The organism is Superficieibacter sp. 1612_C1 (assembly GCF_015234305.1).
Classification (GTDB): Bacteria; Pseudomonadota; Gammaproteobacteria; order Enterobacterales; family Enterobacteriaceae; genus Superficieibacter.
Window position 1 is genome coordinate 599664 of sequence record NZ_JADGMI010000003.1, and the last position, 15908, is coordinate 615571.

Below are 15908 nucleotides of genomic sequence, written 5' to 3' on the forward strand. Positions count from 1 at the left end.
CTATTATCCAATTCTCAGGAAGACAAAATGAAAATAAAATTACCTCTTATTTTTATTATAAGTGTTATTCATCCCATTTCAGTCCACGCGGCCGGTGCATGGATTGAAGGTCGTGAAGCTTATAATACCGCCTCTGAGCAACATGAATTTGTTCTTCGAGGGGGATATAGCTTTAATCAAGGTGCTGGCATTATGCTTACCAATGCCTACAACACAGGTAAACTGGATCAGTTCAAGCACAGCTACAATGAGCTTGAAGGGTGGTATCCGCTTTTTAAACCAACCACTGAATTTACTATTTTACCTGCACTGATTCTCACAGATAGTACTGACGGCTCAACCGTATCGCCGTATGTTGATTTTAACTATAAGTTCACTCCTGATTTTAATGTTACGTTCAGATATAGATATAACAATAAAAACTATGACAGTGTTGACCTTGATAGTAATGAAAATAAAGACAGCACCCATCAGTTTGTTATGTACTGGAACCTCAAGCTTAACGAAAAATGGGCATATACTTTTGAGCCCGATTATTTTATCCATATAAATGACTTTCATAGTAAAAATGGAAAAGATCATAACTGGGAGTTGAATAATAAGCTGACTTATACATTAACGCCTCAGTGGAAGCCGTACGTTGAATTCTCATGGCTTGATCGATGGAACCAATATGAGCGCGAACAATATCGATTTCGGACAGGGATCCGCTATTATTTTTAGTTAAGCTGGTATCCCGTTTGCTGGCGTCATCGGTGGTTCAAACACCACTTATGTGTTCAGGGCCGGTGAAGAGGCGGTTGCGCTTGAGGCGGGTCACCGGTTTTGACCATCGGTGCGTTGAATGCCGGATGGCGCTTCGCTTATCCGGCCTACAAAAACGCGCCAGGGCGGCAACCGTAGGCCCGCGCAAGCGAAGCGCCGCCGGGCAGGTAATCAAAAGCAGCGCTGGATAAGCTCTTTATCAATACTCATCCCGTTCATCATCCTCGTCGGGCTGTTCCAGCACACCGTAAGCCACCGAGCAAAACAGCGAGTTCAGACGCTTCATATCGCCCAGTAGCCCAAGGTGCAACGAGCTGGTCTCGATACTCTGCACGTTCTGCTGATGCAGGCGGTCAACGTGCGCGTGCGAGTAGCGGCGGTTGAGGATGCGAAAACGGTGTTTGCTGCGCCGCAAGCGGCGGGCGCTGGTGACATCGCCGGAGAAGAAGACGGTCATCGCCAGTTTCAGGTTATTGAGGAGCTGATCGTAAAGCGCATCCAGCTCTTTTACGCCTTCCAGAGAAAATGCGCGCCGCGCGGCCAGCGATTTATCAGCGATTTCGCTGCCCATGCGTTCGATGATATCCGAAGCCTGTTCAAGGTTGAGCGACATTTCAATAATCTCCGCCCAGCGCCGGGACTCCTCTTCCGCCAGTTCATCTTTCGGCATCCGCGCCAGATAGAGCTTGATGGCGGTGTAGAGCACGTTGATATCGTCGGCGAGTTTGCGCAGCTCTTTTTCCTGGCGTGGTTCGCCGTGCATCACCTGTTTCAGGCCGTCCAGCATCTGCTCCATCGCGTCGCCCATGCGCAGGGTTTCCCGCGCGGCGTTGGCCAGCGCCAGGGTTGGCGTATCCAGCGCGCTGGTATCCAGATGCTTCGGCTTCAGGCGCGTGTCCAGCTCCGGCTCGTCGCGGATCACCCGCTCGCAAAAACGCGCCATCACACCTGCGAAAGGCACCATCGCCAGGCAGCGGATCAGGTTGTAGAAGACGTGGAAGTAGATCACCATTTCGGCTTCCGGCAACGGCAGATTGTCCATCGCATTCGCCAGCATATGCACGAATGGCAGGATAATCAGACTCCCCACCAGCTTAAATAACAAACTTCCCAGCGCTACCCGGCGGGCAGCGGCATTGGCGGCGCTGTTATTAAGCATCGCCAGCAGGCCGGAGCCAAGGTTTGCGCCAATGACCAGGCACAGCGCCACCGGGAAGGAGATTATGCCTGCCGTGGTCAGGGTCGCCGTTAAGAGTACGGCCGCCAGGCTGGAGTAACTGATGATGGCAAAGACCGCACCAATCAGCGCGTCCAGCATGATATCGCCGGTAAGCGAGGCAAAGATAACCTGCACGCCGTTGGCCTGGGTGATAGGCGTGACGGCCTGCACGATAAGCTCCAGCGCCTGTAAAATCAGGCCGAGGCCGATGGCCACACGCCCCAGTTGTCCGGCGCGCGACTGCTTACGTCCGAGGAAGAAGATGACGCCAACAAAAATAAGCAGCGGCGATAGCCACGAGAGGTCAAAGGTAAGAATACGCGCCATCAGCGCGGTCCCGACATCAGCGCCAAGCACAATCACCAGCGCCGGGGTGAGTGCCACCAGGTCCTGCGCGACAAACGATGTGACCAGCATGGTGGTGGCATTACTGCTTTGCACCAGCGCGGTCACGCCAATACCCGCGCTGAAGGCGAGCGGTTTTTTCTCAACGCTGCGGCTAAGGACGGTACGTAATCGCGCCCCGAAGACGCGCATGACGCCGGTGCGCACGATATGGGTGCCCCAGACCAGCAGGGCGACGGCAGAAAGCAGGTGAAGCAGGATTAACACGGAAGGAGTGCCTCCTTAATTGTTATTAGTGTCCTTCATACAAAAACGAGCAGACGCCGCACGTGTTCAGCGCGGCGCTTACCTCAGTATAAGTGGTTAACTGTAATAAAGTGACAAGACGGTTACAGAACGCCTCATTTGTTGTAAGACGCTATTTCGCGGCAGGCAGGCTTTTAGCCGTTTTGCACCAGACGACAGAGCCTATTTTAAGTATTTCCACCGCAATGAAAGTTGGTAGCGTGACCCCAACACCGTTGACTCCTGTGGAATATATCAGCAACGTAAGGAGAGGAATGGAGCCGGTGAAGGTGATAATCCGCATCCCTTCCTGAATAATGAAAAACAGGGTGTTGATGTCTCTTTTACCGATAAACGACCATGCCGAGTAGAACAGCGTTATCTTCAGAACAAAGCCGATTGCAAATAATGTCAGTATCCAGATGACCAGCCCGCCGCCTGCGCCGTAGCTGGCCACTAAATCCCGAAAATGAACGACATCAGTGATGAAAGGGATCCGGCCCATATGGATCGCCAGCGCAATATAGCTCGCCAGCGCCAGCAGATCCATGATCCCCCAGAAAATGTAAATGCCCTTTTTTAAACGCATAGTGTGCTTCCTTTCAGGGTTGTAAATCCGTTAATGATTAATCCGCATCGTACCCCAGGTTCGGTGCCAGCCAGCGTTCGACGTCGGCCACGCTCATGCCTTTACGTCGCGCATAATCCTCAACCTGGTCACGCTGGATCTGCGCCACAGCATAATACTTGCTGTCAGGGTGGCTGAAATACCAACCAGAGACCGAAGCTCCCGGCCACATGGCGAAAGACTCGGTGAGCTTCATGCCGGTGTGTTTTTCGACATCCAGCAACTGCCAGATAGTCCCTTTTTCGGTATGCTCCGGGCAGGCCGGGTAACCCGGCGCGGGGCGAATCCCCTGGTAGTTCTCGCGGATCAGCTCCTCGTTGCTGAGGTTTTCGTGCGCCGCATAACCCCAGTACACTTTACGCACCCGCTCATGCAGATATTCAGCAAAGGCTTCCGCCAGACGGTCGGCGATTGCTTTGACCATGATCTTGTTGTAGTCGTCGTGCTGCGCATCGTACGCCTCTGCCAGCGCGTCCTCTTCCAGCCCGCCGGTGACGGCGAAGGCACCAATATAATCCGCCTTGCCGCTCAGTTTCGGTGCCACAAAATCGGCCAGACAGTAGTTGGCGAAACCGACTTTCTCCGTCTGCTGGCGCAGATGATGGCTGACGGTCAGCACATGCGTGCGCGTCTCGTCGCGGTAGATTTCAATGTCATCGCCCACGCGGTTGGCCGGAAAGAGTCCCACCACGCCGCGCGGGTTGAGCGATTTCTCTGCGCTTAATTGATCGAGCATAGCGTTAGCATCGTTAAACAGGCGCTGCGCCTCTTCGCCCACCACCTCATCTTCGAGGATGCGCGGATATTTTCCCGCCAGCGACCAGGTCATAAAGAACGGCGTCCAGTCGATATAGTTGCGCAGGGTGTCGATGCTGGCGGTGACTTCCTGCACGCCCAGGCGATGCGCGACCGGCGGTGTATAACTCTGCCAGTCAAATGCCAGATCGTTATCACGCGCCGCCGCCAGCGTCACCGGCGGCGTGCGCGGTTTCTTGCGCCCATGCTGAACGCGCACGGTGTCGTACTCTTTACGGGTGCGGGCGACAAACTCATCGCGTTGAGTAGCAGACAGCAGTGCCGCCACCACGCCGACGGTGCGCGAGGCGTTTTGTACGTAGACCGTCGGGCCGCTGTAGTTCTGCTCGATTTTCACCGCGGTATGCGCTTTGGACGTGGTCGCGCCGCCAATCAGCAGCGGAATGGTAAAGCCCTGGCGCTCCATCTCTTTCGCCACGTTCACCATTTCATCCAGCGAAGGGGTAATCAGCCCGGAGAGGCCGATCAGGTCAGCGTTTAGTTCTTTGGCGGTTTTGAGGATCTTATCTGCCGGAACCATCACGCCGAGATCGACAATTTCGTAGTTATTACACTGCAACACCACGCCAACAATGTTTTTGCCGATGTCGTGCACGTCACCCTTCACGGTCGCAATGACCATCTTACCGTTGCTGGAGCCCTTCTCTTTACTGGCTTCGATATAGGGTTCCAGATACGCCACCGCCTGTTTCATCACGCGGGCAGATTTTACCACCTGCGGCAGGAACATTTTGCCTTCGCCGAACAGATCGCCGACCACGTTCATGCCGTCCATTAACGGCCCTTCGATAACTTCAATTGGCCGCGTCGCCTGCTGGCGGGCTTCTTCGGTGTCCTGCTCGATAAACTCGGTGATGCCTTTGACCAGCGAGTATTCGAGACGCTTTTTCACCTCCCAGGAGCGCCATTCCGCCTGCTGAGCGTTAGCGGCCTCGTCGGTTTTGCTGCCACGGTATTTTTCTGCCAGACCCAGCATCCGCTCGGTGCTGTCGTCGCGGCGGTTAAGGATCACGTCCTCTACCGCGTCGCGCAGCTCGGCGGGCAGATCGTCATATATCGCCAGCTGCCCGGCGTTAACGATGCCCATATCCATGCCGTTGCGGATAGCGTAATAGAGGAATACCGCATGAATCGCTTCGCGCACCGGGTCGTTGCCACGAAACGAGAAGGAGACGTTGGAGACGCCGCCGGAGATCAGCGCGTGCGGCAGTTCGCGTTTAATGTCTTCGCAGGCACCGATAAAATCCTGCGCGTAGTTGTTATGCTCTTCAATGCCGGTGGCGACCGCAAAGATATTCGGGTCGAAGATAATGTCTTCCGGCGGAAAACCTACCTCTTCGGTCAGGATCTTATAGGCGCGGCGGCAAATCTCGATTTTACGCTCGCGGGTATCCGCCTGGCCGACTTCATCAAAGGCCATCACCACCACGGCGGCACCGTAGCGGCGCACCTTTTTCGCATGCTCAATAAACGGCGCAACGCCCTCTTTCATTGAGATGGAGTTAACGATGCCTTTGCCCTGAATACACTTCAGCCCTTTTTCAATGACCTCCCATTTGGAGGAGTCGATCATGATGGGCACCCGGGCGATGTCCGGCTCACCGGCAATCAGATTGAGAAAACGCACCATTGCCGCCTCGGCATCGAGCATCCCCTCGTCCATGTTGATATCGATAATCTGTGCGCCGCTTTCCACCTGCTGACGCGCCACATCCAGCGCTTCGCTGTATTTTTCTTCTTTAATCAGGCGCTTGAATTTGGCGGAACCGGTAACGTTAGTACGTTCACCGACGTTGACGAACAGGCTGTCGTCGCCGATGTTCAGCGGTTCCAGCCCGGAAAGACGGCAGGCCACCGGAATATCCGGCAACCGGCGCGGCGGCAGGCCGTCAACCGCCCGGCTCATGGCGGCGATATGCTCCGGCGTCGTGCCGCAGCAGCCGCCGACAATGTTCAGGAAGCCCGATTCCGCCCATTCGCGGATCTGCGTCGCCATGGTGTCGGCGTCGAGATCGTATTCACCAAAGGCGTTAGGCAGCCCGGCGTTCGGGTGCGCGGTGACGTAGCATTCGGCAATGCGCGAGAGTTCCTGCACGTACTGGCGCAGTTCGTCCGGCCCCAGCGCGCAGTTCAGGCCGAAGGTGAGCGCGTCGGCGTGGCGCAGAGCATTATAAAAAGCTTCGGTCGTCTGGCCGGAGAGCGTGCGGCCGGAGGCGTCGGTGATGGTGCCGGAGATCATGATCGGCAGTTCCACGTCCAGCGCTTCAAATTCTTCTTTCACCGCGTAAATGGCGGCTTTGGCGTTGAGCGTATCAAAAATGGTTTCGATGAGGATCAGATCCGCGCCGCCTTCCACCAGGGCTTTGGTGGATTCCCGATACGCCGCCACCAGCTGATCGAAAGTAATGTTGCGATACGCCGGATCGTTCACGTCCGGAGAGATAGACGCCGTGCGGTTAGTCGGACCGAGAACGCCTGCGACATAACGCGGTTTTTCCGGCGTGCGGGCAGTCCATTCGTCGGCGCAGGCGCGTGCCAGTTTTGCCGCAGCGTAGTTGATTTCCGCCGACAGGGATCCCATCTGGTAATCCGCCATCGCGATAGACGTGGAGTTGAAGGTGTTGGTTTCGATGATATCCGCACCCGCCTCGAAGTAGGCGCTGTGGATAGCGGCGATAGTCTCTGGCTGGCTCAATACCAGCAGGTCGTTATTGCCTTTCAGATCGCACGGCCAGTCGGCGAAGCGCTCGCCGCGAAAATCCTGCTCATCCAGACGGTAGCCCTGGATCATGGTGCCCATGCCCCCATCCAGAACCAGAATACGCTTGTTTAACTGCTCACGCAGTTGCTCCACTTTGCTACTCACACTCGCTCCCGACAACGCTCAACGTAACACGCCATACTGGCACAAAGCGTGCAGGCGGAAAAGAGAACAGTCCTGAACATGAGACAAGTTCATTCACACTCATCCGATGAGCATGGTTGTTGTTGCATTATACTCAAATAAAACGAAAATGATTTCCACGATACAGAAAAGGAGTCGCTTATGGTTGCCCCCGTTCCCGCAAAACGCGGCAGAAAGCCCGCCCCTGCCACCGCACAACAGGCAACCGGGCAGGTTCAGTCTCTGACGCGCGGTTTAAAGCTGCTGGAGTGGATTGCTGAATCCAACGGCAGCGTCGCGCTGACCGAGCTGGCGCAGCAGGCCGGTTTACCGAACTCCACGACGCATCGTTTATTGACCACCATGCAGCAGCTTGGTTTTGTCCGCCAGGTGGGCGACTTAGGGCACTGGTCCGTAGGCGCGCATGCTTTTATGGTCGGCAGCAGCTTTTTGCAGAGTCGTAATCTGCTGGCGATTGTCCACCCGATCCTGCGCTCGCTGATGGAAGAGTCCGGTGAGACGGTGAACCTTGCGGTGCTCGACCAAAGCGATCATCAGGCGATTATTATCGATCAGGTGCAGTGTACGCAGCTGATGCGTATGTCGGCCCCTATTGGCGGCAAACTGCCGATGCATGCCTCCGGCGCAGGGAAAGCGTTTCTTTCGCAATTAAGCGAAGAGCAGGTGACCGGGTTGCTGCATCGTCAGGGGCTACATGCGTATACGCATGCCACGCTGGTGTCGCCGCTGCATCTGAAGGAAGATCTCGCCCAGACGCGCAAGCGCGGCTATTCGTTCGATGATGAGGAGCACGCGCTCGGCCTGCGCTGCGTGGCGTCGTGTATTTATGACGAACATCGCGAGCCGTTTGCGGCCATTTCTATTTCGGGGCCAATATCGCGTATTACCGATGACCGGGTGACCGAGTTTGGTGCGATGGTGATTAAGGCGGCGAAAGAGGTGACGCTGGCCTATGGCGGAGTGCGGTGATTTTGCATCTCTGGCACACCGTTACAGAGAATGATGTGGATCCTGCTTTTCATGCAATATCGCCAGAACGAGAATGCCTGTCGAGATTTCACGATAATAAATAATATGGCTTTCTACTGGAAAGCTGCGGATACCGGGAAAAAGATCGTCGCTGCGGTCACGCCCGGGAGAGGGATATCTGTCGAGAACTCCTGTTATCGTCGCGCGAATGACGGAGGAATAGACTTCTGCAACTTCCTTTCCCCAACGGCACGTTGAATAAATTCTGATTGCGCGAATATGCTCTTTAGCTTTAGTCGTAAATTTAACGCTCATCCCTTAGCTTTGCCCTCAATGGCCGTTTAGTTCATCCTGAGTTAAGGGTCCAAATACGTCGTCAATACTGTGTATATCCCCTTTCTCGGCCTGCGCCAGCGATTCAGCCAGAACGGCTTTCAGACTCTGTAATTTGAGTTCAGTAAAACGATCATATTCTTCAGGGGAAATAACCACGGCCACTCGCTTACCGTGTTTGCTGATCTCCACCGGTTCATGCTGGGCTTTCATCAATAAATCTCCAAACTGGTTCTTGGCTTGCTGCGCGGGCATAACGTGCATACATTCTTCTCCCGTCTAAAATGGCTTGAATGTCCAATACAGACATAATAGAAAGAAGATATTGACGACTCCAGTGAAATCATCATTAATCCGCCTGCACTACACCTCGTTGTTAGCATATCAAATACCTGCACCTGTGATTTGCAGACGACGATATTGTACCAGAGGGTAAACTGCCAGACGCCCGTTTCATTACTGGAAAGCAGCTCGCAAAAGCGCAGGTTCCGTCGCGCCGTAGCGCACGCTAAACCGCTGTCGACGGCGATAGGCGTACACATCCTCTACATGACCTTCGCGGATACGCGCCTGTAACGCACGCCAGTAGTCGGCGCGAAACAGGTCGGCATGCATCTCTTCGAACAGCGGACCGATGCGCGGATCGGCGCATAGCCAGTGGCGAAACTCTTCCGGGAAGACATCGCCTGGCGCAACGCTATACCAGGGTTCGCTGGCCAGTTCATCTTCCGGGTAGCGCGGCGGAGGAATATCGCGAAAATTCACTTCTGTCATATAGCAAATTTCATCGTAATCGTAGAACACCACGCGACCGTGACGGGTGACCCCGAAGTTTTTAAACAGCATATCGCCGGGGAATATGTTGGCGGCGGCAAGCTGCCGAATAGCATTGCCGTACTCTTCAATCGCATCGCGCAGCTGCTGGCCTTCTACCCGCTCCAGCCAGATATTCAGCGGCACCATGCGGCGTTCGATATAAAGATGGCGGATAACGATGCGATCGCCGAGATCGGCGATTTTTTCCGGCGCTTCTTCTTGTAAAAGCGCCATCAGCGCCGCAGAGATCTGCCGTTTCTCCAGCACGAAGTTTTCAAACTCCTGGGTATCCGCCATTCGCCCGACGCGATCGTGCTCTTTGACCAGTTGATAGCAGGCGCGCACGTGCGCCGCAGACATCTCCTTTTGCGGGGCGAATTTATCTTTGATGATTTTAAATACCCGGTCGAAGCCCGGCAGGGTGAACACCAGCATCACCATGCCGCGAATGCCTGGCGCTTCAATAAATTGCTCGTCGGAGTTGGCGAGGTAAGCCAGATACTCCCGGTAGCTTTCGGTTTTTGCATGCTTCTGGCAGCCGATCGCCATGTACAATTCGGCAGTGGTCTTGCCCGGCAGGATCTCCCGCAGCCACTCGACCAACGCGGCAGGCAGCGGTGCATAAACCATGAAATAGGAGCGGGCAAAACCAAACACGATGCTGGCCTCGTCACTGCCCGTCAGACAGGCGTCAACAAAAAGTTCGCCGTCATCCGAGCGATGGATCGGCAGCAAAAAGGGCAGCGTGCCCGCCGGGGTAACTATTTTACCCACCAGCCACGCGGCTTTATTACGATAAAAAAGTTCATTGGCGATATGCAGATGCGCCTGGCGCAATAGCTCATCGCCGAACGTTTCCGTCAGTTGCGCGATGATGTAGCCCACATCACGCAGGCGATCCTGCCAGGGTAAACGCAGCGGTAAATCGCTTAACATTTTACCCAGCAACGTCTCCCAGCCGTGTTCAGGGGAGAAGGTCTTCGCCAGCGGACGGGGAATGGTGCGAAAGCGGCGTTCTGGCTGGGAACTGAAAATAAAAAGCCGCTCGGGTGTTAACGAGCGGTGGTCAAATAACCGACAATAGACGGAGTTAAAGAAGCTTTCCGCTATCTCAAAGCGAGGGTAATCCGGGAGTAAGGCGGTATAGTGCTGTTTTACGCGCAGCAGGAATTCTGCATCGGTACTTTTGCCATCGGTGATGCAGCGCAACTGCTCGACAACCAGGCCAACGTGATGGTCGTAGAGATGAATACGATTTTTCATCGCCTGCTGAACGGCGTGCCAGTCCGCCTGTTCGAAGCGCTGCTGCGCGCCGGAGGTGACCTCCAGGAAACGACCGTACTGCGCGTCGAAGCCTTGCAGGATGGTTTGCGCTATGAGTAATTCCAGGCTTCGCGTCATCGTGGCTCCTGTTTAAGGGCTTCCCCTCACCCCAACCCTCTCCCTGAAGGAGAGGGAAGTGTTCAGAACTGCGATTCTTCCGTGGAACCCGTCAGCGCGGTAACGGAAGAAGCTCCACCCTGAATAATGGTCGTGACTTTATCAAAGTAGCCGGTGCCGACTTCCTGCTGGTGCGACGCGAAGGTGTACCCTTCTTTGCTGGCAGCAAACTCCGGCTGCTGAACCTTCTCAACATAGTGCTTCATGCCTTCGCCCTGCGCGTAGGCATGCGCCAGGTCAAACATGTTGAACCACATGCTGTGGATGCCTGCCAGGGTGATGAACTGGTACTTGTAGCCCATCTCTGACAGCTGCTGCTGGAAGCTGGCGATAGTAGTGTCGTCCAGATTCTTCTGCCAGTTAAACGACGGCGAGCAGTTATAGGCCAGCAGTTTGCCGGGGAATTTCGCGTGGATGGCGTCAGCAAAACGTCTGGCAAGCTCAAGGTCCGGCGTCGAGGTTTCACACCACACGAGATCGGCATACGGCGCGTAGGCCAGACCGCGACTGATCGCCTGTTCAATGCCCGCGCGGGTGCGGTAGAACCCTTCGCTGGTGCGCTCGCCGGTAATAAATTCGCTGTCATAAGCGTCGCAGTCGGAGGTGATCAAATCCGCCGCATCGGCATCGGTGCGGGCGATCAGTACCGTCGGAACGCCCATCACGTCAGCCGCCAGACGCGCGGCGACCAGTTTCTGAATCGCTTCCTGCGTCGGAACCAGTACCTTCCCGCCCATGTGCCCGCACTTCTTCACGGAGGCGAGCTGATCTTCAAAATGCACCGCCGCTGCACCGGCGGTAATCATCGATTTCATCAGTTCGAAAGCGTTCAGCACGCCGCCAAAACCGGCCTCGGCATCAGCGACGATCGGCAGAAAATAATCCACGTGACGCGGATCGTTTGGCTCAATACCGGACGACCACTGGATCTGATCCGCGCGGCGGAAGGTATTGTTGATCCGATCCACCACCGCCGGCACCGAGTTTGCCGGATACAGCGATTGATCCGGGTACATGCTGGCAGCCAGGTTCGCGTCTGCCGCCACCTGCCAGCCAGAAAGATAGATCGCCTCGATCCCGGCTTTCGCCTGCTGCAACGCCTGCCCGCCGGTCAGCGCGCCGAGGCTGTTGATATACCCTTTCTTCGATTCACCATTCAGTAAGCGCCACATTTTGGCCGCGCCAAGCTGCGCCAGCGTGCATTCCGGATTCACCGAGCCGCGTAATTTCACCACTTCCTCCGCGCTATACGGGCGACGAATGCCTTCCCAGCGCGGTTGTGTCCATTCTTTTTGTAATGCTTCGATTTGTTGGGTACGAGTTTTCATATGCAGATGCTCCATTTTTGTAGGGTGAATTACGCCAGCAGGCGGTAGCCAGGCAAGGTCAGGAAATCGATTAAGTCATCTGAAGTGGTGATCTGCTCCATCAGGCGCGCAGCGTCAGTAAAGCGCCCGCTACTGAAGCGGTGCTCGCCGAGTTCTTCCTGAATCACCTGCATCTCTTCCGCCAGCATCTGACGGAACAGGGATTTGGTGACGGGTTTGCCGTTGCTCAGCGTTTTCTCGTGATGGATCCACTGCCAGATCGAGGTACGGGAAATTTCCGCCGTCGCAGCATCTTCCATCAGGCCGTAAATCGGCACGCAGCCGTTGCCCGAGATCCACGCTTCGATGTATTGCACCGCCACGCGAATATTGGCGCGCATCCCCTCTTCGGTGCGCTCGCCTTCGCAGGGAGCCAGCAGTTGTTCGGCGGTGATCGGCGCATCGTTGTCACGGGTAACAGAAAGCTGGTTTTTGTTCTCACCCAACACATCGTTGAAAATAGCCATCGCCGTATCTGCCAGACCCGGATGAGCAACCCAGGTGCCATCGTGACCGTTATTCGCTTCCAGCGCTTTGTCCGCTTTCACTTTATTAAGCACCTGTGCATTACGCGCGGCATCTTTGCTGGGAATAAACGCCGCCATGCCGCCCATCGCGAATGCACCACGCTTATGGCAGGTTTTAATCAGCAGACGCGAATAGGCGCTGAGGAACGGCTTGTCCATAGTGACGACCTGGCGGTCAGGCAGCACGCGATCCGGGTAGTTTTTCAAGGTTTTGATATAGCTGAAGATATAATCCCAGCGGCCGCAGTTCAGACCGACGATATGGTCGCGCAGAGCGTGCAGGATCTCGTCCATCTGGAAGACGGCAGGCAAGGTTTCAATCAACAACGTTGCTTTGATGGTGCCGCGCGGCAGGTTAAAACGATCTTCGGTATAGCTGAAGACCTCACTCCACCAGGCGGCCTCCTGCCAGGCCTGTGTTTTTGGCAGATAGAAATAGGGCCCACTGCCCTTTGCCAGCAACGCTTTGTGGTTGTGGAAAAAGTACAGCGCAAAGTCGAACAGGCTGCCGGGAATCGCTTCGCCGCGCCAGGTAACGTGTTTTTCAGGCAGATGCAGACCGCGAACGCGACAAACCAGCACTGCCGGGTCAGGTTTGAGCTGATAAATTTTTCCGGCTTCGTTGGCATAGCTGATGGTGCCGTTAACCGCGTCACGCAGGTTAATTTGTCCATCAATAACTTTGTTCCAGTCGGGAGCCAGTGAATCTTCGAAATCGGCCATAAACACTTTCACATTAGCGTTCAGGGCATTAATCACCATTTTGCGCTCGACCGGGCCGGTGATCTCGACGCGACGATCCTGCAAATCATCCGGAATACCACGAATAGTCCAGTCACCATTTCTAATGGAAGCAGTTTCCGAAATAAAATCAGGCAACGTACCGTTATCAATATCCCGCTGCTGCTGAACGCGTGCGGCGAGAAGTTGATTGCGTTTTGGCGTAAACCGGGTCACCAGTTCGCTGAGAAATTCTGTGGCTTCCGGCGTCAGGATTTGCTTTTCCTGTTCACCGTAAGGCTGGTTAAAGGCCAGTTCATCTGCGGTTGCTGCCTGTTGTGTCATTGCGCTGCTCCTCGTCGTCGTTGATCCAGGATCGTCTACCGTGCGAACGGAAGATCGTTGTCGGTTTTTCGTTCAGCACAATCAAGACTACTTAAATAAATTTTAAAATCAAAAACTATTTCCATTTTAAATATAAATAACACTCAAGTCACTGATAACAAAAGAGATAAATTTATTACAAAGACTGAAGTGGTTTTCGGAAATGAAAAAGACACCCGAAGGTGCCTTAAATAGCGTGCTGAAACGCTTTAGGATCGTAAAAAGCGGAGGATTATTCCAGCGTAGGATTCATATGGCGCAGATCGTATGGTGTGATCTGGTAGACGTAGTAGTTAAGCCAGTTAGTAAATAACAGATTGCCATGGCTTCGCCATGTGGCACGAGGTTTATTCTGTGGATCGTTTTTCGGGAAATAGTTATACGGAACGTCCGGGCTTAGACCGGCCTCTACATCGCGGAAGTATTCACCGGCGAGCGTGTTGGCATCATACTCCGGGTGGCCAGTGACAAAAGCAATACGTTTGTCCTTGCTGGCAAACAGGTAAGCATCTCCGCTATCCGTTTCAGCAAAGATCTCTAAGTCGGTGTAATCACGAATGAGCGCCGCCGGGAAATCCGCAAAGCGTGAATGTGGAGCAAGAAACGTGTCGTCAAAACCTCGGGTCAGCAGTGCATGCGGGTGTAAAATATGATGTTCATAGACGCCGGAGAGTTTGTCTTTGCGGGTTTGCTTCGGGATACCATAAAGGATGTTGAGGGCAGCCTGTACAGCCCAACAGACAAATAGCGTTGAGGTGACGTGATCTTTGGCCCACTCCAGCACCTGTTTAATCTGCGGCCAGTAGGCAACGTCATTAAATTCGACCAGGCCCAGCGGTGCGCCAGTAACGATCAGCCCGTCAAAGTTCTCGTGGCAAATCTCATCAAAGTTACAATAGAAGTTGTTCAGATGCTCTGTCGGCGTATTGCGCGATTCACGTGCATCGATCCGTAGCAGCCTGATATCAACCTGAAGCGGGGAGTTCGACAGCAGGCGCAGAAACTGGTTTTCCGTTTCGATTTTTTTCGGCATCAGATTAAGAATGAGTACCTTCAGCGGACGAATTTCCTGGCCGGTAGCGCGCGATGCCGTCATCACAAAGACGTTTTCTTCACGCAAAAAATTAACGGCTGGTAGCTCGTCCTGCACCCGAATCGGCATAACTTATATCCTCACTGCATACGTTTAAACGTTTAGACATCCAGATAGCTGACAATACCCAGGAATATCCATAATGTCGAGCGTGCAGGCTGAAGGTGAGAAAGTTTCAAGGCAATACTTACGTTAGAATATAAGCATGGATAAAAGGAGAGAATATGGTTATTAGGATCCGCCGATCGCGGCATGATGAAGTATATATGCTGGCGGATATCTGGTGTCGCTCGGTCGACGCCACGCATGATTTTCTTACACCTGCCTACCGGGCGGAGCTGGAAGAGTTGGTGCGGGCTTTTCTTCCCGAAGCACCGCTGTGGGTGGCGGCAACGGAGGAGGATAAGCCAGTGGCGTTTATGCTACTCACGGCTCAGCATATGGATGCACTGTTTGTTGATCCTGATTTTCGTGGCGAGGGCGTGGGGAGGTTGCTGATCGAGCATGCGCTATCGCTGGCACCAGAATTGACCACCAACGTGAATGAACAAAATCATCAGGCGGTAGGGTTTTATAAAAAGATGGGGTTTAACGTGACGGGGCGTTCAGAGAAGGATGACCTGGGACGGCCTTATCCGCTGCTGCATTTACGGTATCAAAGATAAGGGATCAGAGATAATTCAACGAGCGATATTCTTTGCCTGAGCGGCTTTCTTTGTGGTCATTTTTGTAAGGACTTCATGATCCTTTAATGGAATATTTCCGTCAAACACTAGCAGGAAGCGGCATTTTTTACGTAAAGCAAAAAGAGTCATTTCCATAATTGCCCTGTCCTCTACAGGAGAAAGGCCCCCTTCATTCATTTCCATAGCCTGAACTACCACACGCGTTTGGCCAGTTTTAAAAAATGAAAATAACCCTGAGGAAAGCGTCACTTTCTGGAACAGGCCAGAAAGTAAATCCGCAGCCTGAAGAAAGTCAGCGATCAGTATGCGCTGGTTGCTAAATTGTCCTGCGCCAGCAGCTTCCTGCTTACTATCCAGGTTACGGACGATCATTTTATTTTCATAGATACGGATATAGAAATCAGACATCATCATCCCTTTTCATCTGACAGCAGAATAGCAAAAAACCCCGACCAGTTGGTCGGGGTTTTTCTTGTTTGATGCCTGGCAGTTCCCTACTCTCGCATGGGGAGACCCCACACTACCATCGGCGCTACGGCGTTTCACTTCTGAGTTCGGCATGGGGTCAGGTGGGACCACCGCGCTGTTGCCGCCAGGCAAATTCTGTTTA

Annotated in this window: 13 protein-coding genes, 1 rRNA gene and 1 pseudogene; 4 read left to right on the forward strand and 11 right to left on the reverse strand. The window is 54.0% G+C overall.

All coding sequences use genetic code 11. The features are described from left to right. The first annotated feature begins 27 nt into the window (after positions 1–27). Positions 28–723, forward strand: a complete 696-nt coding sequence (locus tag INT84_RS14050) for an oligogalacturonate-specific porin KdgM family protein (RefSeq protein WP_194207271.1) — start codon at positions 28–30, stop codon at positions 721–723. Positions 724–751: 28 nt separating this feature from the next. After that, a pseudogene (locus INT84_RS14055) lies at positions 752–829 on the forward strand (dipeptidase PepE); the annotation flags it as partial. A gap of 135 nt (positions 830–964) precedes the next feature. Here the strand turns inward: INT84_RS14055 and INT84_RS14060 are convergent. The 3 genes from INT84_RS14060 to metH all read right to left on the reverse strand — a co-directional run bounded on the left by INT84_RS14060 (position 965) and on the right by metH (position 6924). Then, positions 965–2596: a Na/Pi cotransporter family protein gene (locus tag INT84_RS14060; protein WP_176918748.1), complete on the reverse strand. Its 1632-nt coding sequence runs from the start codon at positions 2594–2596 to the stop codon at positions 965–967. 151 nt (positions 2597–2747) lie between these two features. Continuing rightward, positions 2748–3203 (reverse strand): hypothetical protein, encoded by a 456-nt coding sequence (locus tag INT84_RS14065; RefSeq protein ID WP_194207272.1) that lies wholly within the window; start codon positions 3201–3203, stop codon positions 2748–2750. A 37-nt stretch (positions 3204–3240) separates the two neighbouring features. Then, entirely contained in the window at positions 3241–6924 is a 3684-nt protein-coding gene (gene metH, locus INT84_RS14070; protein ID WP_194207273.1) for a methionine synthase, read from the reverse strand. A 180-nt stretch (positions 6925–7104) separates the two neighbouring features. Here metH and iclR point away from each other — a divergent pair, with 180 nt between their 5' ends. Further along, positions 7105–7932 carry a glyoxylate bypass operon transcriptional repressor IclR gene (iclR, locus tag INT84_RS14075; RefSeq protein WP_194207274.1) on the forward strand — a complete coding sequence of 276 codons (828 nt, stop codon included), beginning with the start codon at positions 7105–7107 and terminating at the stop codon, positions 7930–7932. 21 nt (positions 7933–7953) lie between these two features. Here the strand turns inward: iclR and INT84_RS14080 are convergent, their stop codons facing one another. From INT84_RS14080 to metA, 6 genes are all read right to left on the reverse strand, one after another. Next, the gene (locus INT84_RS14080; RefSeq protein WP_194207275.1) at positions 7954–8247 is read right to left on the reverse strand and encodes a type II toxin-antitoxin system RelE/ParE family toxin; all 294 of its coding nucleotides are present in this window, start codon (positions 8245–8247) and stop codon (positions 7954–7956) included. Positions 8248–8262: 15 nt separating this feature from the next. Further along, entirely contained in the window at positions 8263–8529 is a 267-nt protein-coding gene (locus INT84_RS14085; protein ID WP_194207276.1) for a type II toxin-antitoxin system Phd/YefM family antitoxin, read from the reverse strand. Positions 8530–8721: 192 nt separating this feature from the next. Then, positions 8722–10482 carry a bifunctional isocitrate dehydrogenase kinase/phosphatase gene (gene aceK, locus INT84_RS14090; RefSeq protein WP_194207277.1) on the reverse strand — a complete coding sequence of 587 codons (1761 nt, stop codon included), beginning with the start codon at positions 10480–10482 and terminating at the stop codon, positions 8722–8724. 62 nt (positions 10483–10544) lie between these two features. Next, positions 10545–11849: an isocitrate lyase gene (gene aceA, locus INT84_RS14095; RefSeq protein ID WP_194207278.1), complete on the reverse strand. Its 1305-nt coding sequence runs from the start codon at positions 11847–11849 to the stop codon at positions 10545–10547. A gap of 29 nt (positions 11850–11878) precedes the next feature. Next, positions 11879–13480 (reverse strand): malate synthase A, encoded by a 1602-nt coding sequence (gene aceB, locus INT84_RS14100; protein WP_194207279.1) that lies wholly within the window; start codon positions 13478–13480, stop codon positions 11879–11881. 271 nt (positions 13481–13751) lie between these two features. Next, on the reverse strand, positions 13752–14681 hold the full coding sequence (gene metA, locus INT84_RS14105) for a homoserine O-succinyltransferase (protein WP_194207280.1): 930 nt from the start codon (positions 14679–14681) through the stop codon (positions 13752–13754). Between the two features lie 155 nt (positions 14682–14836). Between metA and INT84_RS14110 the strand changes: the two genes are divergently transcribed. Then, complete coding sequence (locus INT84_RS14110; protein WP_194207281.1) at positions 14837–15277, forward strand: acetyltransferase; 441 nt, start codon at positions 14837–14839, stop codon at positions 15275–15277. A gap of 15 nt (positions 15278–15292) precedes the next feature. Here the strand turns inward: INT84_RS14110 and INT84_RS14115 are convergent, their stop codons facing one another. Together INT84_RS14115 and rrf are read right to left on the reverse strand one after the other, a co-directional pair. Further along, positions 15293–15712 (reverse strand): YjaA family stress response protein, encoded by a 420-nt coding sequence (locus INT84_RS14115; protein ID WP_194207282.1) that lies wholly within the window; start codon positions 15710–15712, stop codon positions 15293–15295. A gap of 67 nt (positions 15713–15779) precedes the next feature. Then, positions 15780–15895 (reverse strand): 5S ribosomal RNA (gene rrf / locus INT84_RS14120). Between the last annotated feature and the right edge of the window lie 13 nt (positions 15896–15908).